The organism is Allobosea sp. 10L422, assembly GCF_056395345.1.
Genome location: NZ_JBFTJI010000004.1, coordinates 95,461 through 116,953, shown reverse-complemented (window position 1 = coordinate 116,953; position 21,493 = coordinate 95,461). Strand labels below are relative to the sequence as shown.

The 21,493-nt window shown below is 66.9% G+C and carries 15 protein-coding genes and 1 pseudogene; 10 read left to right on the top strand and 6 right to left on the bottom strand.

What is annotated here, in order from left to right; all coding sequences use genetic code 11:
• Window positions 1-15: 15 nt before the first annotated feature.
• From AC1DEZ_RS10595 to AC1DEZ_RS10570, 6 genes are all read right to left on the bottom strand, one after another.
• The gene (locus AC1DEZ_RS10595; protein ID WP_476779685.1) at window positions 16-1,671 is read right to left on the bottom strand and encodes a sulfate adenylyltransferase subunit 1; all 1,656 of its coding nucleotides are present in this window, start codon (window positions 1,669-1,671) and stop codon (window positions 16-18) included.
• Window positions 1,671-2,573: a sulfate adenylyltransferase subunit CysD gene (cysD, locus tag AC1DEZ_RS10590; protein ID WP_441511291.1), complete on the bottom strand. Its 903-nt coding sequence runs from the start codon at window positions 2,571-2,573 to the stop codon at window positions 1,671-1,673. The genes AC1DEZ_RS10595 and cysD overlap by 1 nt, the downstream gene beginning before the upstream one ends.
• Complete coding sequence (locus tag AC1DEZ_RS10585; protein WP_441511532.1) at window positions 2,570-3,340, bottom strand: phosphoadenylyl-sulfate reductase; 771 nt, start codon at window positions 3,338-3,340, stop codon at window positions 2,570-2,572. The genes cysD and AC1DEZ_RS10585 overlap by 4 nt, the downstream gene beginning before the upstream one ends.
• A 268-nt stretch (window positions 3,341-3,608) precedes the next feature.
• Window positions 3,609-7,130: an error-prone DNA polymerase gene (locus tag AC1DEZ_RS10580; protein WP_476779684.1), complete on the bottom strand. Its 3,522-nt coding sequence runs from the start codon at window positions 7,128-7,130 to the stop codon at window positions 3,609-3,611.
• On the bottom strand, window positions 7,127-8,671 hold the full coding sequence (locus AC1DEZ_RS10575; protein WP_441511289.1) for a Y-family DNA polymerase: 1,545 nt from the start codon (window positions 8,669-8,671) through the stop codon (window positions 7,127-7,129). The genes AC1DEZ_RS10580 and AC1DEZ_RS10575 overlap by 4 nt, the downstream gene beginning before the upstream one ends.
• Window positions 8,577-9,443: an ImuA family protein gene (locus tag AC1DEZ_RS10570; protein WP_441511288.1), complete on the bottom strand. Its 867-nt coding sequence runs from the start codon at window positions 9,441-9,443 to the stop codon at window positions 8,577-8,579. Before AC1DEZ_RS10570 ends, AC1DEZ_RS10575 begins: the two co-directional genes overlap by 95 nt.
• A gap of 198 nt (window positions 9,444-9,641) precedes the next feature.
• Between AC1DEZ_RS10570 and AC1DEZ_RS10565 the strand changes: the two genes are divergently transcribed.
• The 10 genes and pseudogenes from AC1DEZ_RS10565 to AC1DEZ_RS10520 all read left to right on the top strand — a co-directional run bounded on the left by AC1DEZ_RS10565 (window position 9,642) and on the right by AC1DEZ_RS10520 (window position 21,478).
• Window positions 9,642-11,087 (top strand): phospholipase D-like domain-containing protein, encoded by a 1,446-nt coding sequence (locus AC1DEZ_RS10565; RefSeq protein ID WP_441511287.1) that lies wholly within the window; start codon window positions 9,642-9,644, stop codon window positions 11,085-11,087.
• Window positions 11,088-11,175: 88 nt separating this feature from the next.
• Window positions 11,176-11,970, top strand: a pseudogene (locus AC1DEZ_RS10560) (endonuclease/exonuclease/phosphatase family protein); the annotation flags it as partial.
• A 358-nt stretch (window positions 11,971-12,328) separates the two neighbouring features.
• The gene (locus AC1DEZ_RS10555; protein WP_441511286.1) at window positions 12,329-12,877 is read left to right on the top strand and encodes a chromate transporter; all 549 of its coding nucleotides are present in this window, start codon (window positions 12,329-12,331) and stop codon (window positions 12,875-12,877) included.
• A 7-nt stretch (window positions 12,878-12,884) separates the two neighbouring features.
• Window positions 12,885-13,421, top strand: a complete 537-nt coding sequence (locus AC1DEZ_RS10550) for a chromate transporter (protein WP_441511285.1) — start codon at window positions 12,885-12,887, stop codon at window positions 13,419-13,421.
• Between the two features lie 81 nt (window positions 13,422-13,502).
• Window positions 13,503-14,213, top strand: coding sequence for a GntR family transcriptional regulator (locus AC1DEZ_RS10545; RefSeq protein WP_441511284.1), 711 nt, complete (start codon window positions 13,503-13,505; stop codon window positions 14,211-14,213).
• Window positions 14,214-14,334: 121 nt separating this feature from the next.
• The gene (locus AC1DEZ_RS10540; RefSeq protein WP_476779683.1) at window positions 14,335-15,297 is read left to right on the top strand and encodes a dihydrodipicolinate synthase family protein; all 963 of its coding nucleotides are present in this window, start codon (window positions 14,335-14,337) and stop codon (window positions 15,295-15,297) included.
• Window positions 15,298-15,376: 79 nt separating this feature from the next.
• Window positions 15,377-16,378 carry a 4-hydroxyproline epimerase gene (locus AC1DEZ_RS10535; RefSeq protein WP_441511282.1) on the top strand — a complete coding sequence of 334 codons (1,002 nt, stop codon included), beginning with the start codon at window positions 15,377-15,379 and terminating at the stop codon, window positions 16,376-16,378.
• Between the two features lie 169 nt (window positions 16,379-16,547).
• Window positions 16,548-17,117 (top strand): TetR/AcrR family transcriptional regulator, encoded by a 570-nt coding sequence (locus AC1DEZ_RS10530; RefSeq protein WP_441511281.1) that lies wholly within the window; start codon window positions 16,548-16,550, stop codon window positions 17,115-17,117.
• A gap of 40 nt (window positions 17,118-17,157) precedes the next feature.
• Window positions 17,158-18,339: an efflux RND transporter periplasmic adaptor subunit gene (locus tag AC1DEZ_RS10525; RefSeq protein ID WP_441511280.1), complete on the top strand. Its 1,182-nt coding sequence runs from the start codon at window positions 17,158-17,160 to the stop codon at window positions 18,337-18,339.
• Window positions 18,340-18,343: 4 nt separating this feature from the next.
• Window positions 18,344-21,478: a multidrug efflux RND transporter permease subunit gene (locus AC1DEZ_RS10520; RefSeq protein ID WP_441511279.1), complete on the top strand. Its 3,135-nt coding sequence runs from the start codon at window positions 18,344-18,346 to the stop codon at window positions 21,476-21,478.
• Window positions 21,479-21,493 lie beyond the last annotated feature (15 nt).

The following is a 21,493-nucleotide window of genomic DNA, read 5'->3' as shown; positions in this document are numbered from 1 at the left end:
CGCTGGCGCCGCTGCTCAGATCCCCGCCCCGTCCTGTAGGGTCCCGGCCGGCGCCTTCCGCCAGAGCCGCATATGCAGCGCGCGCAGCCCAGGCCGCAGCAGGATGTCGCCTAAGGCGAGCGCCAGCGAGGCCGGCGCATTCATCGTCAAGGCAAAAGCCGCCGCGAACAACCCGGCCGTGCTCAGGACCCGCCAGCTCACCGCGGCCAGCCAGGCCCGGCGATCCGGCGTGCCGCGCCGGCCGACGATGCGGATGACATTGCGCCGGAGCCGGGCCACCACGCCGCCTTCGCCGATCGCGCCCGGTTGCTTGGCGTCTCCGTCCGCCTCGACGAAGCCGAATGCGACGGTCTCGTTGCTGATCCGGTCGATCAGGATGAAGCCACCGAGTTCATGGCTCCGCACATAGGGCAGCGAGACCAGCGGCCTGTCGAGCCGGAGCGTGACCAGGCCGATGCCGTTCATGCGCAGGGCTTGTGCCGGCAGCGGCCGGAAGCCTTCGATATCGATGCTGTGGTGCAAGGTCTCGACCGTGGCGCTGGCACTTTGCGTCGCCAGCTTCAGCAGAAACTGGCCGCCCTCCAGCATCGCGCGCTCGCCCGTCCAGAGCAGCCGCGCCGTGAGCCCCCGGCTCACCGGCAGCTCGGTGTCCGCAGCGGCGATGACGTCGCCGCGCGAAACGTCGATGTCGTCTTCGAGGGTGATGGTCGCGGCCTGCCCGGCTGCGATCTGGCTCGCCTCGCCCGCAGCGCCGATCAGCCGCGCAATGCGACTGGTGCGTCCTGAGGGCAGCGCCACGACCGGATCGCCGACACGGGCGCGGCCCGCCACCGGCGTGCCGGCATAGCCGCGGAAATCGAGATCCGGGCGGTTGACCCACTGCACCGGCAGGACGAAGCCTTCGCTGCCGGGCGCCGCGCGCGTGATCGCAACGCTTTCGAGATAGGGCAACAGCGCCGGTCCGTCATACCAGGCCATGAGCGAGGAAGGCCGCATGACGTTCTCGCCGTCGCGGGCCGAGACCGGGATGAAGCTGATCGAGGCGAAGCCGAGGCTCTTCACCGCCGCACGGTAGTCGGCCGCGATCTTTGCGAAGACGGCCTCGTCATAGCCGACGAGGTCCATCTTGTTGATCGCGACCACGACATGGCGAACGCCGACCAGCGAAACGATGAAGGAGTGGCGGCGCGTTTGCGGCAGCAGGCCCTTGCGCGCGTCGACCAGGATGATGGCGAGGTCGGCGGTGGAGGCGCCCGTCGCCATGTTGCGGGTATATTGCTCGTGGCCGGGCGTGTCGGCGACGATGAAGCTGCGCGTCTCCGTCGCGAAATAGCGGTAGGCGACATCGATGGTGATGCCCTGCTCGCGCTCGGCCGAGAGACCATCGACGAGCAAGGCGAAATCAGGCTGCGTGCCTTGCGTGCCGAATTTGCGGGAATCGCTGTCGAGCGCGTCGAGCTGGTCGTCGAAGACCGCGCCCGCCTCGTAGAGCATGCGGCCGATCAGCGTCGACTTGCCGTCATCGACCGAGCCGCAAGTGATGAAGCGCAGCAGCGAATGCCGGCCGGTTTCGGAAGCGGCGGGCGCATCGTTGGCAGGGAGAAGGTTCTGGGCCGGCCTCAGTGCCTTCAGGTTCTTCTTGGCCAGATTCCTGGCGATGGCGAAGCCCATCAGAAATAGCCTTCCTGCTTCTTCTGCTCCATCGAACCCGAGCCGTCATGATCGATGACGCGGCCCTGCCGCTCGGAAGAACGAGAGGAGCGCATCTCGGCGATGATGTCGGTAAGGCTCGCCGCCTCGCTTTCGACCGCGCCGGTCAGCGGGTAGCAGCCGAGCGTGCGGAAGCGGACCATGCGGGTCTCGACCACCTCGCCGGGCCGCAGCGCCATGCGCTCGTCGTCGCGCATGATCCAGGCGCCGTCGCGCTGCACGACCGGGCGCGGCGCCGCGAAATAAAGCGGCACGACCGGGATGTTTTCCAGCGCGACGTAGTCCCAGATGTCCCGCTCGGTCCAGTTGGAGAGCGGGAAGACGCGGAAGCTCTCGCCCCGGTGCTTGCGTGTGTTGAAGAGCTGCCAGGGCTCGGGGCGCTGGTTTTTCGGATCCCAGCGATGCTCGGGGCTGCGCAGGGAGAAGACGCGTTCCTTGGCGCGGCTCTTCTCCTCGTCGCGGCGGGCGCCGCCGAAGGCCGCGTCGAATTTGTGCAGGTCGAGCGCCTGCTTCAACCCTTGCGTCTTCATGACGTCGGTATGAACGCGCGAACCGGAGGCGAAGGGGTTGACGCCGGCCTCGACGCCTTCCCGGTTGATATGAACGATGAGATCGAGCCCGAGCCGTGCCGCCGTCTCGTTGCGGAAGGCGATCATGTCGCGGAACTTCCAGGTCGTATCGACATGGAGCAGCGGGAAAGGCGGCTTGGCCGGGTAGAACGCCTTCATCGCCAGATGCAGCAGAACGGCGGAGTCCTTGCCGATCGAATAGAGCAGCACCGGCTTGTCGCAGGTCGCCGCGACCTCGCGGATGATGAAGATGGCCTCCGCCTCGAGCTTCTGGAGATGGCTGAGCTGAATCATGCGCGCGGCTCCACTGGCCGAATTTCTTGCGAAGGAGACTTAGCGCGCCCCAGCTTTCCGTCCGTTCCAACATGCAGGCCGCATTCCTTTGCGGCATCGTCCTCCCACCACCAGCGCCCGGCCCGCTCAGCCTCGCCGGGGCGGATGGCACGGGTGCAGGGCTGGCAGCCGATCGAGACGAAGCCCTGCGCATGCAGCTGGTTGATCGGGACATCGTTGGCTTCGGCAAAAGCAAGCGTGCGCTCGCGCGTCCAGTCGATCAGCGGACTCGCCTTGACGAGGCCGCGCGCCGCATCGGCCTCCGCGAACGGAACCGCGCCGCGCGCCGCCGACTGGTCGGCGCGCAGACCGGTCAGCCAGATATCGGCCCCGGCGAGCGCCCGGCCGAGCGGCTCGACCTTGCGGATGTCGCAGCAGGATTTGCGGGCGTCGCGCGAAGCGTAGAAACCGTTGATGCCGTTCTGGCGGACATAGAGCTCGACCGCCTCGTGGCGCGGAAAATAGGGGCGGATCAGGATGCCGTAGCGCTCCTCGGTCTGCTGCCAGAGCGCATAGACCGCGGGGAACAGCCGGCCGGTATCGAGCGTGGCGAAGATCACCGGCAGCTTCGCCATGGCGAGGAAATGAGTCAGCACCTGATCTTCGAGGCCGAAGGAGGTGGTGAAGACCACAGGCCCCTTTGCCGCCGCAGCAACCCTGGCGAGGCGAGCCGAAATGTCGACGGAACCGAGCGCCGCATTCAACACTGCGGCACGGTGCGGCAACATTTCGACCGCCCCCTCATCCGCTGCCGCTTCGATTGCTGTCGCCTCGTCCTGGCCAGGGCTTTTAGCCATCGCTCTGCCGCGCCACCTGTTCGGTAAATCGAACAGACGACTTATACCCGCAGGTCCCAAAGCTCAATTCACATGCAGGAGCGGGTTTTTTCTTATTTCACTTTCAGAGGAGAAGATTGTTTTAACGAACGCAATACCTCCCCGAACGGGTACTACGACGACGATCCGAACGAGGCGAAACAAACGAATGCTCGTCCTCTCAATGGAAATCCCGCGATTTCGGCAGAATGCGCACATTTCGCGGATGGCGGTGGCGCGGCAGCGGCGGGTTCTTCAGCTCGTCGACGGGCATGGGAATCTCGGCACGATGCGTGTCCGACAGCGAGAGCAGATCGGCCGAGCGATCGATAATGCGCTGGGCCATGAGGTGGATCACCCCCTCGACGCTCTTCTGCACCCTGCCCTCGACCAGCATCAGCCGCGCGCCCATGACCTCGCGACGGAAACGCTCGAACAACCGCGCCCAGATCACGACATTGGCGATGCCGGTCTCGTCCTCCAGCGTGCCGAAGATGGCGTTGCCATTGCCCGGACGCTGGCGCACCAGCACGATTCCGGCCGTGCGGGCGAAGGCGGCGTCGGGCTTCGCGTTGGTCTCGGCGCAGCTCAGGATGCCCTCGCGGCGGAAGCGCGGGCGCAAAAGCTGCATCGGATGCCCCTTCAGCGAGAGCCGGACGGTCTGATAATCGGCGACGATGTGCTCGGCGAGCGGCATGACAGGCAGAGCCACCGTCGGCTCCTGCCCCAGCTCGCGCGCCTGCGCCGCCTGGAACAGCGGCAGAGCCGCGTCGTCCGGCAGGCGGCGCACGGCCCAGAGCGCCTCGCGCCGGTCCAGTCCGAGCGAGCGGAAGGCGTCGGCATCGGCGAGCAGGCGCATGGCGCGGGCAGGCAGAGCGGCCCGGCGCATGAGGTCCTCGACGTCGCGATAGGCGCCACCCGCTTCTCGTGCTTCCGCGATGGCTTTGCCCCAATCCTCCTTGAAGCCGTCGATCTGGCGGAAGCCGAGGCGCAGGGCGAAGGGGTGTTTCTCCTTCGGTTCGCCCGCCCCCTTTTGAGTGCAGGAACCGGGAGAACCCCTCACCCTGCCCTCTCCCTCCGGGAGAAGGTTCCCCGCGCTTTTTTCGGCGAGGTGGCCCGGATGAGAGCTATCGGCTCCGATTACCGATTGCCCATCGTCGGCTTCCTCCAGCCCGTTGTCCCAACAGCTGGAATTGACATCGACAGGATGCGGCTCGACGCCGCCGTTCTCCTGCGCCTCCCGGACGATCTGGGCCGGGGCGTAGAAGCCCATAGGCTGCGAGTTCAGCAACGCGCAGGCGAAAGCGGCCGGGTGATGCTTCTTCAGATAGGAGGAGATGTAGACCAGCTTGGCGAAGGAAGCTGCGTGGCTCTCCGGGAAGCCGTAGCTGCCGAAGCCCTTGATCTGCTCGAAGCAGCGCTGGGCGAAATCGCGCTCATAGCCGCGATCGACCATCCGTCCCACCACCAGATCTTCGTAATTGCCGATGGTGCCATCGTTGCGAAAAGTCGCCATCGCCTTGCGCAGGCCGTTGGCTTCGATGTCGGAGAATTTGGCGGCTACCATGGCGAGGCGCATCGCCTGCTCCTGGAAGAGCGGGACGCCTTCGGTCTTCTTGAGCACTTCGTAGAGCTCGTCCGGAGGACCATGCTCCGGTGCGGGCGAGGGATAGGTCACCTTCTCGATGCCCGCCCGCCGCTTCAGATAGGGATGGACCATGTCGCCCTGGATCGGGCCGGGCCGGACGATCGCGACCTGAATCACGAGATCGTAGAATTTTCGCGGCTTGAGGCGCGGCAGCATGTTCATCTGGGCGCGACTCTCGACTTGGAAGACGCCCAGCGACTTGCCTTCGCAGAGCATGTCATAGGTGCCTTCGTCGCCATCCGTGAAATCGGCGAGTTGATAGGGTTTTCCGTCGTGGCCTGCGATCAGCTCGAACGCTTTGCGGATGCAGGTCAGCATGCCCAAGGCCAGCACATCGACCTTCATCAGCTTGAGCTCGTCGATGTCGTCGCGGTCCCATTCGATGAAGGTGCGGTCCGCCATCGCAGCGTTGCCGATCGGCACGGTTTCGTCGAGGCGCCCGCGCGACAAGACGAAGCCGCCGACATGCTGCGAGAGATGGCGAGGAAAATGCAGTAGCCGCACCGCGAAGTCGACGGCGCGGCGGATCGTCGGATTCGTCGGATCGAGCCCGGCCTGACGAACACGGGCATCGCCGATCTCCGTGCCCCAGCTTCCCCATTGCGTGTCGGCAAGGCGGGCGGTGATGTCCTCTGTCAGCCCCAGCACCTTGCCGACTTCGCGGATGGCGCTGCGCGGCCGGTAATGGATCACGGTGGCGGCGATGCCGGCGCGGTGGCGGCCATAGAATTTATAGATCCACTGGATCACCTCCTCCCGCCGCTCATGCTCGAAATCGACGTCGATATCGGGCGGCTCCTTGCGCTCGGTCGAAATGAAGCGTTCGAACAGCACGTCGTTGTCGGCCGGATCGACCGCGGTGATGCCGAGCACGTAGCAGACGGCGGAATTGGCGGCCGAGCCGCGGCCCTGGCAGAGGATGCCTTTGCTCTCCGCGAATTCGACGATCTGGCGGATGGTCAGGAAATAGCGGGCGTATTCGAGCTTCCCGATCAGGTCGAGTTCCTTCGCCAGCAAGCCCTGAACCTTATCCGGAACGCCATCCGGATAGCGGATCAGGCAGCATCGGCGAACCAGTTCCACCAGCCAGTCCTGATCCTTCCACCCGGGCGGGATCGGCTCGTCGGGATACTCGTATTTCAGCTGGCCGAGATCGAACTCGACGCGGGAGAAGAGGGCTTGCGTCTCGGCGATGGCCTCGGGTGCGTCACGGAAGAGGCGGGCCATTTCCTGCGGCAGCTTGAGATGACGCTCGGCATTGAATTCGAGCAGGCGCCCGGCACGCTCGATGGTGACGCCCTCGCGGATGCAGCTGAGTACGTCCTGCAGATCACGCTGTTCGATGGAATCGTAAAGCGCGTCATTGGTCGCGATCAGCGGGGTGCGGGTCGCGGCGGCGATGGCCTTGAGACGCGCGAGGCGGCGGCGGTCGTCGCCGCGCCGGTGCATGCTGGCACCGAGCCAGACCGCGCCGGGTGCGGCATCGTCGAGCTGCGCGAGCAGTTCCGGCAGGCCGTCAAGGCGCTGCGCCGGCATCAGGATCAGCAGCAGGTCGCGGGCATCATTCAGGAGATCATCGATGACGAGGCGGCATTCTCCCTTCTTCACGCCTTCCTTGCGATTGCCATGGCTGAGCAGCCTGCAGAGGCGCCCCCAACCCTCGCGATTGGCCGGATAGACGACGATGTCGGGCGTGCCGTCGGCGAAGACGAGGCGGGTGCCGGTCGCGAGCTTGAAGCTCTCCGCCATCGCCTTCATCTGCTCGGGGGTGAAGGGCACCTCCGCGAAGGCCGGGTTCTCAATCCAGACATACTCGCCCGGGCAACCGCCCTCGCGCACCTTTTCCGGCGCCGGCAAGCCGTCCTCACGCAGATGCTTCAGCGCGGCCCAGGCACGCACGACGCCCGCCACCGTGTTGCGATCGGCGATGCCGATACCGGCATATCCAAGCAGCAGCGCCGTCAGCACCATATTCGGCCCCGGCGAGGCGCCGCGCAGGAAAGAAAAATTCGTTGCCGCAACGGGTTCGGCGAAGGGGCTCGCAATCTGATTCATGCGAAGAGCCCGTGCAGGAACCAGCGCGGCGGCGCGCTGTCGGCTTCGTAGAAGCCGGTGCGATAAAGCCAGAACCGCCGGCCCTGCGCATCCTCGACGCGGTAATAGTCGCGCATCGGCTCGTCGCTGCCGTCGCGCCACCATTCGGGGGCGATGCGCTCGGGACCTTCGGCGCGGGCGACGTCATGGGTGAGACGCCGCCAGCGGAAGCGGATCGGGGGGCCGTCCGGCACTTCCGCGATGGCCTCGACCGGCTGTGGCGGCTCGAAGAGCTGGAGCGGGCGGGCCGGCGGCTCCGCCGGCTCGGGTTCGGGCCAGGGCGCTTGCGACAGCGGCGCGGCGGCCGAGAGCGCTTTTGCCGCACGAACGGGATGGTGCGTGTCCTGCGCCGCGAAGCGCAGCACCCGGTCACGGCCGAAGCGGGTGACGAGCCGGTCGACGAGATCAGCCACGGCCTCCTCCTCGACGGCGCGGCCATCGAGGCTGTGTTGCGGCGTGTTCAGCGGTTCGCAGACCGGCACGGCGAGCTTGATCGCATCGAAGCCGAAACCGGGATCGAGCGGATCGGCCAGCGCCTCGATACGCTCGCGATAGAGCCGGAGCAGCGCCTTGGCATCGCGCGAGGGCCGGCCGGTCTCGATGGCGAGACGGCGGACAGCGCCGTCGCTGCGGAAGAAGGCGATCTCGAAGACGCGCCCGCCTTCGCCGCGCGCCTCCAGCACCCGCGCGGCTTCCCCGATCAGGCGGGTGACCTCGGCCTCGAGGCTCGCAGTATCGGCGAAGGGCTCGGCGAAATGGCGCTCGACCACGCAATCGGGCGGCGGACGCAGCGGCACGATGCGCCTATCCTCGTGGCCGAGGATGCGCCGGAGCTTCATCGCCAACCCCTCGCCGAAGCGGGCGGAGAGGGTTTCCGAGGGGCGCTCCGCGAGATCGGCCAGCCTCTTCAAGCCGGCGCGGGAGAGCGCGATCACGGTCTCCGCTTCGGCCTCCAGCGCCGCGACCGGCAGCGGTCGCAGCGCCGCTTCATCCTGCCCCGGCGGGATAATGCCTCCCCGTGCGAAGCGGGCGCAGGCGCGGGCGGCATCGGGCGTGCCGGCGATGGCGGCTTTCAGGCTCAAGCCCATCCGGTCCATCACCCGCCGCACAAGGCCGACCATCCCCTCCTCGCCACCGAAGAGATGGGCGCAGCCGGTGATGTCGAGCATGAGACCATGCGGCTCATCGAGCGCGGCCAGGGGCGTGAAGCGGTCGCAGAAGGCAGCGAGCGCTTCTAGAAACTGGCGGTCCGCCTGCGGCTCGGCCTCCAGCGCGACGAGATCGGGGATACGGGCGCGGGCATCAGCCAGCGTCAGGCCGCGGGCCAGACCGAGATCGAGAGCACGCCGGTCACAATCGACCAGGCGCAGCGCGTTGTGCTGCGTCTCGACCAGGACATACGGCTTCTCAGCCGGCGCGCCGAAGGCCGGAATCGCGCCCGTCCGCCGCAACCTGTCCGTCGCCAGGAAGGGGAACCAGAGGGCGAGATAGCGGCGCGGCATGGTCTGTCCGGGAAGCCAGTCTGTCGGATCGGTCGAAAAGGCTGCGTTCCGCGAAAGATCGTCGATCACGGTCCCACTCCACACGCCACTCACGTTCCGCCGCGCCGCCGCGCTGGCGCAGCAATCTCAAGGCGAAGGCCGGGGCACCCGGGGCATTGGCCTCCAGCGCCCGCGAGGCGAGCGTCCGGACCTGCCAGCGCGTGCGCGCCGCGCTCGGCGCCTCGGCCGCCGCCACCCGCAGCAGCAGAACCGGGACGCCCGAGCCTTCGGCCGCCAAGACGAGGCGGCGGCTCGCCGTCAGGTCGAAGGAGCGCGGCTCCCCCCAGGGCTCGATCAGCACGGCGCCGAGCGCCGGGCAGCGCGCCGCCTCGGCACCGGCCCGCAGCACGCTTTCGCCGTCGCGCGCCCGCACCAGCAGGAGGCGCGCCGGGTCGAGGCCGAGTTCGTTGAGCCCCGGCGCGTGCAGCCGGCCCGCCTCGGCATCGACGAAATCCTGCCGTGCCCAAAGGATCGGCCGTTCAGCAGCCTTTTCCTCCGCTGCCCCCGCCCTCAAAGCGAGTCCGAGCGCGAAGCCGGTCGCGGCGGCGAGATCGGCAATCTCGGCGGCGTAGACCTCGTGCAGTGCCGCCCGCGCGAGACCGCCATTCAGGGTCTCGTCCAGCGAAGCCACGCCCAGGCCGATCCGCGCCTGCGAAGCCGGCCCGGCGCGTAGGGCCCCTTCGGCAAGGCTGCGGCGCAGATCGGCCAAGGTCAAGGTAGTGGTTACGGGCATGGCAATAAGGTAACTGTTCTCTCTTTGTTCCTTTATAAGCCTCTCCCCGGCGGAAGGCGAGTCCGGTCTCGCCGCCCTCCCTCCCATCCCTGACGCGTGATGACAGCGAATGGGGCGCACCGTCTTCCTGGCGATCGGGACGCCCCCTCCAAACCGCCGCCATGGCGAACCGGCCGCCCACGCGCTAGCTTCACGGGCATGTGGGGGATTCTCCAAGCCTATTGGCCGCATATCCTTGCCGCCATCTCCATCGTGATGGCGGCCGTCGCAGGCGCGCATGCGGTGATGACGAAGGACGAAGTGCGCGCCGCCATCGGCTGGACCGGCGTCATCATCCTTTCGCCGATCGTCGGCCCCCTTCTCTATGCGATTGCGGGCGTGAACCGGATCCGACGCGCCACGATCCTGGCGCAACGGCCCGGCCATGGTCGACCCGGAACGCACTTCCACGCCAGCGACAAGGTGGTCGGGGCGCGGTTCGGGCAGCGCTTCGCGGCGCTCAAGACTTTGGGCGACCGCGTCGCCCGCCATCCTCTGACCACCGGCAACAGCATCGAAACCCTGCGAAGCGGCGACGAAGCCTACAGCGCCATGCTTGCCGCCATCGGGGCGGCCGAGCGCAGCGTCATCCTCGAGAGCTACATCTTCGACCGCGACCCTATCGGCCTGCGCATCGCCGATGCGCTGATCGCCGCGCATCGGCGCGGGATCGCGGTGCGCGTGCTGATCGATGCGGTCGGCGCCCGCTATTCGGTGCCAAGCATCGCCGGCCATCTGCGCGAGGGCGGCGTCGCGGTCGACGTGTTCAACGGCAACATCATCATGGGCCTCAGGCTGCCCTACGCCAATCTGCGGACGCACAGGAAGATCATCGTCGTCGACGGGACCGTCGCCTTCATGGGCGGCATGAACATCCGCCAGGGCTTCACCCGCGAGTTCGCAGGAGACGCCTATGCCCATGACACGCATTTCCGCCTGACCGGGCCCATCGTCGCCGATCTCTTCATGGTCGCGGCGGAGGACTGGCGCTTCGCCTCCGGCGAGGCGCTCGAAGGCCCGGCATGGGACATCACCTTGCCTGCCGCCAGCGAACTCGCCGCGCTCGTGCGGGCCGTTCCGTCCGGCCCGGACAGCTATCTGGAGACCAATCACAAGCTCTTGATGGGCGCACTTTCGGTCGCGCGGCGCTCCGTCAGGATCATGTCGCCCTATTTCCTGCCGGATCAGGAATTGATCAGCGCGCTCGTCACGGCGGCGCGGCGCGGCGTCGATATCGACATCATCGTCCCCTCCGTCAACAATCTGGTGCTGGTCGACAGGGCGATGACTGCGCAATTCGACCAGATTCTCAAGAATTACTGCCGAATCTGGCGCTCGACCGGCCCGTTCGACCATTCCAAGCTCTTCGTCGTCGATGGTTGCTGGGCCTATGTCGGCTCCTCGAACCTCGACCCCCGTTCGCTCAGGCTGAATTTCGAGATCGATATCGAAGTGCTCGACCATGATTTCGCCGGCGGAATTGCCGAGCGCGTCGAGGCCGTGATGGCGCAGGCGACACCTGTCACGCTTGCCGGCCTGCGCGCACGCCCTTATGTCTTGCGTCTGATGGACAGGTTGATCTGGCTCGGCTCTCCCTATCTTTGAGCCGAAACGGTCAACGCCCTGACGCGATGGATATGCAAAGCTTCGTCCTGTTCGATTCGAGCGGGCCAAAGCCTCAAACGGCAGAGCGATGCAGAAGAAGAGCCCGAGCCTGCGCGCCAGCATCATCGCCTCGCTCCGCCAGCGGAAGAACCGCGATGAAGCGCCCAGGCATGGGCCGGGCGAGCGGCCGGCAGGCACGCTCATCGCCTCCTACAACGTCCACAAATGCGTCGGCGTCGACGGTCGCTTCGATCCCGGCCGCATCGCGCAGGTGATCCGCGAGATCGCCCCCGACATCATCGCCCTGCAGGAGGCCGACAAGCGTTTCGGCGCCCGCCACGGCCTGCTCGACCTCGCGAGGCTGAAGGAGGAGACGGGCCTCATCCCGGTCCCCATCGAGAGCGCCAACGCCGCCGCCCATGGCTGGCACGGCAATGTCGTGCTGTTCAGGCAGGGGCTGGTGCGGGACGTCCATCAGGTCTCCCTGCCCGGGCTCGAACCACGCGGCGCGCTGGTCGTCGACCTCGATCTGGAGGGCGGCAGGGAGGTGCGCATCGTCGCCGCCCATCTCGGCCTGCTGCGCCGTTCGCGCTCGCAGCAGGCTCGCATGCTCCTCGACGTGATGAGGAACCGCGACGAGCGCCCCACGCTCCTGCTCGGGGACCTCAATGAATGGCGCCTCGGCGACCGTTCGTCGCTCAAGGAGCTCGGGCCCACTTTCGGCGCGCTGCCGATGCCCGTACCCAGCTTTCCCTCGGGCCTGCCGCTGCTCGCGCTCGACCGCATCATCGCCAACCGGCCGGAGATGCTGTCCGACGTCACGGTCCACGATACGCCGCTGGCGCGCATCGCCTCCGACCACCTGCCGATCAAGGCCATCCTCGGCCCGAGCAGCCCGAGCCTCGCGAGCCTCCCGCTGCCAGCTGTCGCGCTCGGGCCCGCGGCCAGCCCGGCTGCCGCGATCATCGGCTTTCGCAACGGCGCCGCGCCGACCGGGCCGGAGGGCACGGCTTTGCCGATCTCGGAGCTTCCGGACGGAAGCGAAGGCAGCAACCGGGCGCTCGTGCGCAAGGCGGGCGACCGGCTGAAGCGCGCGGTCAAGCGCACCCTGCGCCGGGCTTGACCTACCCTCTCCAAAGCTTTCCCGGCCCTGCGTCATGGCGCGCATGCGTCCCGACGCTGGCAACATCCGACAAATACTGCTTTCTGGCCCTCTCAGCAGCCAGATGGCCTGGAATCACATGCCGAACGCCTTGGCCGAGCGCCCGAGCGCGCTGCAACTCTTCCTGATCTTCGCGCGGATCGGGCTGACCAGCTTCGGCGGCGGCCTGAGCGGCTGGATGCTGCGGGAATTCGTGCAGCGGCGCCGGCTGATGAGCGAGGAGGATTTCCTCAACGGGCTCTCGATCGCGCAGGCGCTCCCCGGCGTCAACGTCACCAATATGGCGATCTGGATCGGCTACAAGCTCGGCGGCCGCAGCGGGGCGATCGCCTGCTGGCTCGGCATCGTGGTGCCGGCAGCGATCGTCATCGTGCTGATCGGCACGGTCTTCTCGTCGCTCGGCGGCTATGCCGTCACCCATGTGGCGCTCGGCGGCGCCGCCTCGGCCGCGATCGGCCTCTCGCTGGCGATGGGATTGACGGCGGCGCGGCGCGTACCGCGCCGGGTTTTTCCGCTCGCGATCATGGCCGCGACCTTCTTTGCCGTCGCCATCCTGAAATGGCCGCTGCTCTGGACCGTGCTCGCCGCCGGTTCGCTGAGTGTCGCCGTAACCTATTATCGGGGCTGAGCACCGGATGCCCAATCTGCCGCTCAGCATCCTCGTGGTCTTCCTGCCGCTCTCGCTGGTGACGATCGGCGGCGGCCAAAGCGCCATCGCCGACATGCACCGCCAGATCGTCGACGTGCATCACTGGTTGAGCGCCACGCAATTCGTCGATGCCTTCGCCATCGCGCGGCTGGCGCCGGGGCCCGGCTCGCTCCTGGCGACGCTGATCGGCTGGCAGATCGCCGGGTTCTGGGGCGCGCTGGCCGCGACCGTCGGCATCTTCGGCCCGACCGCCTTCCTCATCTACGGCGTGGCCCATATCTGGTCGCGCTATGAGGGCGCAAGGCTGCTGCGCGCACTCGAGAAGGGGCTGCGTCCCGTCGCGGCCGGGATGATCCTGGCCGCCAGCTATGTGCTGATCCAATCGCTCGACGGAGGCTGGCTCGCACGCGGCACCGCGCTCGTCTCGACAGCGCTGCTGATGCTGACGCCGGTCAATCCCCTGCTGCTGATCGCCGGCGGCGCCGGCTGCTTCGTCGGGCTGCATCTGCTGGCGCTGATCTGAAGAAATCGCGGGGTCAGGCGCGTGGTTCGTTGATCGGGTTCCGCTCCTTCACTATCCCTCTTGTCGACAAGAGGTGCGCGAATGAAACCGGCGAAGACGACCACAAACGCAGCGCCCGAGCGCAAACGCGGCTCCGGCGTGAAGCTGGTCTACGATCTGTTACGCGACGAGATTCTCGATCTGGTGCTGCCGCCGGGTAGCCCGATCGACGAAGTGCAGCTCGCCGAGCGGTTCGAGATGTCGCGCACCCCCATCCGCGAGGCTCTCGTGCGGCTCGCCGGCGAAGGGCTGATCGTCACCCTCCCCAATCGCTCGACGATGGTGTCGAACCTCGACTTCCTGAACCTGTCGCCCTTCTTCGACGCGCTGATGCTGATGTACCGGGTGACGACGCAGCTCGCGGCCCAGAACCATCGCCCGGAGGATCTGGACGCGATCCGGGTCCGGCAGGCGGAATTCGCCGGGGCGGTGAGAGCGCAGGACGCGCTCGCAATGATCGCAACGAACGCAGCCTTCCATGCGGCGATCGCCGAAGCCGGCCGCAACCCCTATTTCAACAGCCTCTTCAGCCGGCTTCTCGACGAAGGCCGTCGCTTCCTGCGACTCTACTACCAGTCCTATGACGACCGGCTTCCGCAGCAATTCGTCGACGAACATGAGGACATGATCGCCGCGATCGCCGCGCGGGACATCGTTGCGGCCGAGCGCCTCGGCCGCGCCCATGCCGAGCAGATCATCCAGCAGATCCAGAAGCTTACGGTGGGAGACAAACGGCTGGAGATGACCCTGTAGCGCTTGCTCTTCGTTATTGTCGACAAATAATATGCAACATGCGATAAAGATGCCGGAGAGAGGCCTGTCGCGGCGCGGCACAGCGCTCTCCCCCCAACCACAAAGCCAGCAGGAGAGCGCGATGAAGGCCAAGATTTTCTCGGGCGTGATCCCCGCCCTGATGACGCCTTGCAAGGCGGATCGGACGCCCGATTTCGATGCCTTGGTGCGCAAGGGCAAGGAACTGATCGCAGCCGGCATGTCGGCCGTGGTCTATTGCGGCTCGATGGGTGACTGGCCGCTGCTGACGGATGCGCAGCGCATGGAAGGTGTCGAGCGGCTGGTGAAGGCCGGCATCCCCGTGATCGTCGGCACCGGCGCAGTCAACACGGCCTCGGCCGTCTCGCTTGCGGCCCATGCTCAGAAGGTCGGCGCCCAGGGCTTGATGGTGATCCCGCGCGTGCTCTCACGCGGCACGGTCGTCCTCGCCCAGAAGGCGCATTTCAAGGCGATCCTTTCGGCCGCACCGGATCTGCCGGCGGTGATCTACAACAGCCCCTATTACGGCTTCGCCACCCGGGCCGACCTGTTCTTCGCCCTACGGGCAGAGCATCCGAACCTCGTCGGCTTCAAGGAGTTCGGCGGCCCGGCCGACATGCGCTATGCGGCCGAGAACATCACCAGCCGCGGCGACGACGTCTCGCTGATGATCGGCGTCGATACCGCGGTCTTCCACGGCTATGTGAACTGCGGCGCGACCGGCGCGATCACCGGCATCGGCAATGTCCTGCCGAAGGAGGTGCTGCATCTGTGCAGGCTGTCCGAGGCGGCAGCCCAGGGCGATGCCGAGGCGCGCCAGCGGGCGCTCGAGCTGGAGCAGGCGCTCGCCATCCTCTCCTCCTTCGACGAAGGCCCCGACCTCGTGCTCTATTTCAAGCATCTGATGGTGCTGAAGGGCGACAAGGAATACGCCCTGCACTTCAACGAAACGGATATGCTGACCGAGAGCCAGCGCGGCTACGCCGAAGCGCAGCTCAAGCTGTTCGACAGCTGGTATGCCGCCTGGACGCAGCAGGCCGGCGCCGTGCAGAAATACGCGGCCTGACACGCGAGTACCAACCGAGCGCGCGGCGATGGGGCCAGCCTATCGCCGCGGGCCCAAGGCGCCTCCGGAGACCGGACCTATGGCCAGCTACACCTTCTCCTGCCTCGACGGCCACACCTGCGGCAATCCCGTCCGCCTAGTCTCGGGCGGCGGCCCCAGGCTTGAAGGTGCGAACATGCTGGAGAAGCGCGCGCATTTCCTGCGGGAGTTCGACTGGATCCGCACCGGGCTGATGTTCGAGCCGCGCGGCCACGACATGATGTCCGGCTCGATCCTCTACCCGCCGACCCGGCCCGATTGCGACGTCGCCGTGCTCTTCATCGAGACGTCGGGCTGCCTGCCAATGTGCGGACACGGCACCATCGGCACGATCACCATGGGCATCGAGAACGGGCTGATCACACCGCGCGAGCCCGGCCGGCTCGCAATCGATGCGCCTGCCGGCAAGGTCGATATCACCTATCGCCAGGAGGGCCGCTTCGTCGAAGAGGTGCGGCTGACCAATGTGCCGGGCTTCCTCTACGCCGAGGGGCTGACGGCGGAGGTCGAAGGCCTCGGCGAGATCGTGGTCGACGTCGCCTATGGCGGCAATTTCTATGCGATCGTCGAGCCGCAGAAGAACTTCCGGGACATGGCCGATCACACTGCCGGCGAACTCGTCGGCTGGTCGCCGAAGCTGCGCGCGGCGCTCAACGCGAAATACGAATTCGTCCATCCCGAGCATCCGGAGATTCGGGGCCTCTCCCATATCCAGTGGACCGGCCAGGCGACCAAGCCGGAAGCCCACGCCCGCAACGCGGTGTTCTATGGCGAGAAGGCGATCGACCGGTCGCCCTGCGGCACCGGCACCTCGGCGCGGATGGCCCAGCTCGCCGCCAAGGGCAAGCTCAAGGTCGGGGACGAATTCGTGCATGAGTCTATCATCGGCTCGCTGTTCAAGGGGCGTGTCGAGGCCGCGACGACCGTCGCCAACCGCGAGGCGATCATCCCCTCCATCGCCGGCTGGGCGCGGATGACGGGCATCAACACGATCTTCATCGACGATCGCGATCCCTTCGCCCACGGCTTCGTCGTGAAATGAGCGAATCCCGAGCGCTTTCCGCGACTTAAGCGCAAGCGCCCGCTCCTCTCGAAGTTACGCAATTCAACGCGGGCTGCCGGATGTCAGGCGCGCCCGCCCATCTGGCTCGCCTTGACTCTTCGCGCCCAAATAAATATCCAACCGGTTGGATATTTATGAAAGCCAGATCATGGGCAGGCACAGAACCATCGACCGAGAGGCGGTTCTCGACGCGGCGGAACGCGTCGTGATGCGGGCAGGAGCCGCGCATCTGACGCTGGATGCCGTGGCTGCAGAGGCCGGCATCAGCAAGGCCAGCGTCCTCTACGACTACAAGAGCAAGCGCGCGCTGATCGGCACACTCATCGAGCGCCGTGTCGGCAGCGAGGAAAAGCGGATCCAGTCTTTCATCGATGCCGAAATCGGCAAGCCGGATGCGGATATTCGCGGGCGACTGGCCGCCGCCTCGCGCTCGTCCTCGGAAGAGGACCGCGCGGTCGCCCTCAACCTCTGCGTCGCTCTGGCGCAGGATGCCGAGCTGCGCGGCCCCGTGCAGAAGTCTCTGCAGAACACGCTGTCCGCCATCGCCGCATCCTCGACACATCCGCGCGGCGCACTGCTCGCCTTCCTCGCGGTCGAGGGATTGACCCTGCTCGACTGGTTCGGGCTGCTCAGCTTCCCGGAGCCTGAGCGCGACAGGTTGATCGCCGAGATCGGGTGGTTGATCGGGCAGTCGCCGAGCGCGATTCCCCAGACCTGACACGCAAACACTGAACTCATCGAGCGCCGAGCCCGAACCCATGTCTTTCTCGACTTCGACCCTTTCCCGCATCCTCGTCATCGCCCTGCCGCTGTTCGCGGCCGCATGCAGCGAGCAGAAGCAGCCTGCCAAATCGGCCTCCCAGATGCCGCCGGTGACGGTCGGCATCGTCACCGTCGAGCCACAGAACCTGCCGGTGACCAACAACCTGCCGGGGCGCATCGCGCCGACCCGCATCGCCGAGGTGCGCCCACGCGTCACGGGCATCGTCGTCGAGCGCGTGTTCCAGCAGGGCAGCCTCGTCAAGCAAGGCGACGTCCTCTATCGGATCGACCCCGCTCCGTTCCGGGTGCGCGTCGAGAGCGCCGAGGCGACCCTGAAGCGCGCCGAGGCGACGCAGTTGCAGGCCCGCCAGCAATCCGACCGCATCGTCGAGCTGCGCGAGCGCAACGTCGCCAGTGCGCAGCAGCAGGAAAGCGCGGTCGCCGCGCTCGCCCAGGCCGACGCCGATGTCGCGGCAGCGCGAGCGGGTCTCGCAGCGGCGCAGCTCGACCTGCAATATTCGGAGGTCCGCGCCCCGATCAGCGGCCGGATTGGCCGCGCACTGATCACCGAAGGCGCGCTCGTCGGCACCGGCGCCGCCGATATTCTGGCGACGATCCAGCAGCTCGACCCGGTCTACGCAGACTTCACCCAGTCCGCCGGCGAATTGCTGGCGCTGCGCCGCGCTCTCAAGCTTGGTGCGCTGACGAGTTCGAACCCCGGCGCGGCCAATGTCCAGCTGCTGTTCGACAATGGCGAGCGCTATCGCCATTCGGGCAAGCTGCTGTTCTCGGAAGCGACCGTCGATGCGACCACCGGGCAGGTGACGCTGCGCGGTGAGTTCCCTAACCCGGAGGGCGACCTCCTGCCCGGCATGTATGTCCGCGTCGAGATCGAGCAGGGCGTGCAGAGCAACGCCATCGCCGTGCCGCAGCAGGCGATCCAGCGCGACGGCCGCGGGCAGGCGCAGCTCTACATCCTCAAGCAGGACGGCACGCTGGAGCTGCGGTCGGTCCGTGCCGGCCGGACGCTGGAGAACCGGCAGGTGATCGATGACGGGCTCAAGCCCGGCGAGCAGGTCGTCGTCGAGGGTTTCCAGAAGATCCGCCCGGGCGCGACGTTTACCGGTGCGCCCTGGCAGGCGGCCGCCCCGGCCAAGGCCGCCGGCAAGCAGAGCTGATACGATGCCGAGCTTCTTCATCGACAGGCCGATCTTCGCCTGGGTCGTCGCGATCTTCATCATGCTCGGCGGGGTCATCACGATCCCGATGCTGCCGATCGCGCAGTATCCGAACGTCGCGCCGCCACAGATCACGATCAGCACAAACTATCCCGGCGCCTCGCCGGAGGACATCTACCAGAGCGTCACGCGACCGGTGGAAGAGGAGCTGAACGGCGTCCCCGGCCTGCTCTATTTCGAGTCCACATCGGAGGCGAATGGCCGCATCAACCTGACCGTCACCTTCGCGCCTGGCACCAAGATCGGCGAGGCGCAGGTCGAGGTGCAGAACCGGATCAGCCGCGTCGAGCCGCGCCTGCCGCGCTCGGTCGTGCAGCAGGGCCTGCGCGTCGAGCAGGCTGGCACGAGCTTCCTGCTGCTGGTGACGCTGACCTCGGAAGACGGCCGTGTCGATGCCGTCGGCCTCGGCGATTATCTCAGCCGCAACGTCCTCGGCGAGATTCGGCGCGTCTCCGGCGTCGGCAGCGCGACTTTGTTCGCGACCCAGCGCTCGATGCGCATCTGGATGGATGCGGAGAAGCTGCTCGGCCTGAAGCTGACGGCGAATGACGTCATCGCTGCCGTGCAGGCACAGAATGCGCAGGTCGCGGCCGGCCGCGTCGGCGCCCAGCCAAACCCGATCGGCACGCAGCTTTCGGCCACGGTTCTGGTCCGTGGCCAGCTCACCACGCCCGAGGAATTCGGGTCGATCGTGCTGCGCGCCAACACGGACGGCTCCTCCGTCCGGCTGCGCGATGTCGCGCGGGTCGAGGTCGGCGGCGAGTCCTACAATTTCTCCACCCGCCTAAACGGCCAGCCGAGCGCGGCCATCGGCGTGCAGCTCTCGCCGACCGGCAATGCACTGGCCACCGCGACGGCGGTACGCGCCAAGATGGACGAGCTCGCCCGCTTCTTTCCCGCCGGGCTCAAGCACGAGATCCCTTACGACACATCGCCGTTCGTGAAGGTCTCGATCGAGAAGGTGATGCACACGCTGCTCGAGGCGATGGTGCTCGTCTTCGTCGTGATGTTCCTGTTCCTGCAGAACTTCCGCTACACGGTGATCCCGACGCTGGTCGTGCCGGTGGCTCTGCTCGGCACCTGCGCCGTGATGTTCGCCGCCGGCTTCTCGATCAACGTGCTGACCATGTTCGCGATGGTGCTGGCGATCGGCATCCTCGTCGACGATGCCATCGTCGTGGTCGAGAATGTCGAGCGCATCATGGCCGAGGAAGGGCTGCCGCCGAAGGAGGCGACCCGCAAGGCGATGGGCCAGATCAGCGGCGCGATCATCGGCATCACGCTGGTGCTGACGGCTGTGTTCGTGCCGATGGCGTTCTTCCCCGGCGCGGTCGGCATCATCTACCAGCAGTTCAGCCTGACGATGGTGGTCTCGATCCTGTTCTCGGGCTTCCTGGCGCTGACACTGACGCCCGCACTCTGCGCCACCTTCCTGAAGCCGATCGCCAAGGGCGGTCATCACGAGAAGAAGGGCTTCTTCGGCTGGTTCAACCGTAGCTTCGATCGCGCGACCCATCGCTATGCCGGCGCCGTCGGCGCGATCACGCGCAAGCCCGGCCGCTACATGGTGATCTATCTCGCACTGCTCGCCGGCCTCGGCTGGGGCTTCCTGCGCCTGCCTTCGGCCTTCCTGCCGAACGAGGACCAGGGCTATCTGCTCGTCGACATCCAGGCCCCGCCGGAAGCCAGCGCCAATCGCACCCTCGAGGTTCTCCAGCAGGTCGAGAAGATCGTACTGGCCGAGCCCGCCGTCTCCCGCATGGTCGGCATCTCCGGATACAGCTTCGCCGGAGCCGGCGAGAACGCGGCGCTCGCCTTCATCACCCTGAAGGACTGGAGCGAGCGCGGCCCGAGTGATTCCGCCGCGGCGATCGCGCAGCGCATCAACGGCAAGATGTTCCAAATCAAGGACGCGCAGACTTTCGCGCTCTCGCCTCCGCCGATCTCGGGCCTCGGCAATTCGACCGGCTTCAGCTTCCGCCTGCAGGATCGCGGCGGCCTCGGCCAGGAGGCGCTGTCGGCGGCGCGTACGCAGTTGCTCAACGCCGCCACGCAGAGCCCCGTGCTGGCGGGAGTGCGCGTCGAGGGCCTGGCCGACGCGGCCCAGGTCAACCTGATCATCGACCGCGAGAAGGCGAACACTTTCGGCGTCGCCTTCGCCGACATCAACGCCACGATCTCGGCGAATCTCGGCTCCTCCTATGTCAACGACTTCCCGAATGCCGGCCGCATGCAGCGCGTGACCGTGCAGGCCGAGGCGAGTCAGCGCATGCAGGCGGCCGATCTCCTGCGCCTCAACGTCCGCAACGTGCATGGCGGCATGGTGCCCTTCTCCGCCTTCGCTACGGTCGAATGGCAGAAGGGCCCGACCCAGGTCGTCGGCTACAACGGCTATCCCGCCGTGCGCATCGCCGGGCAGGCGGCGCCGGGCTATTCGTCAGGTGCGGCGATCGCCGAGATGGAGCGGCTGGCGCGCGACCTGCCACAGGGTTTCGGCTATGAATGGACCGGCCAGTCGTTGCAGGAGATCCAGTCGGGATCGCAGGCGCCCTTCCTGATCGGGCTCAGCATCCTGTTCGTTTTCCTGCTGCTCGCGGCGCTCTATGAGAGCTGGTCGATCCCCATTGCAGTGATGATGGTGGTGCCGCTCGGCGTCATCGGCTCGGTCGCGGCGGTGACGCTCAGGGGCATGCCCAACGACGTCTACTTCATGGTCGGCCTGATCGCGATCATCGGCCTCTCGGCCAAGAACGCGATCCTGATCATCGAGTTCGCCAAGGATCTCCATGCCGAGGGCAAGCCGCTGCTGGAGGCGACTACCGAGGCCGCCCGGCTGCGCTTCCGCCCGATCCTGATGACCTCGCTCGCCTTCACCCTCGGTGTCGTGCCGCTGGCGATCGCTTCCGGCGCGAGCGCCGCGAGCCAGAACGCCATTGGCACCGGCGTGCTCGGGGGGATGATCTCGGCCACGATCCTCGCGGTCTTCCTCGTCCCGGCCTTCTTCGTCTTCGTGATGAAGCTGTTCAAGCCGAAGGAGCACTCCAAGCCGATGCCGCTGGAAGTCGCAGAGCAGAAATAAGAGCCGGGGCGGCTT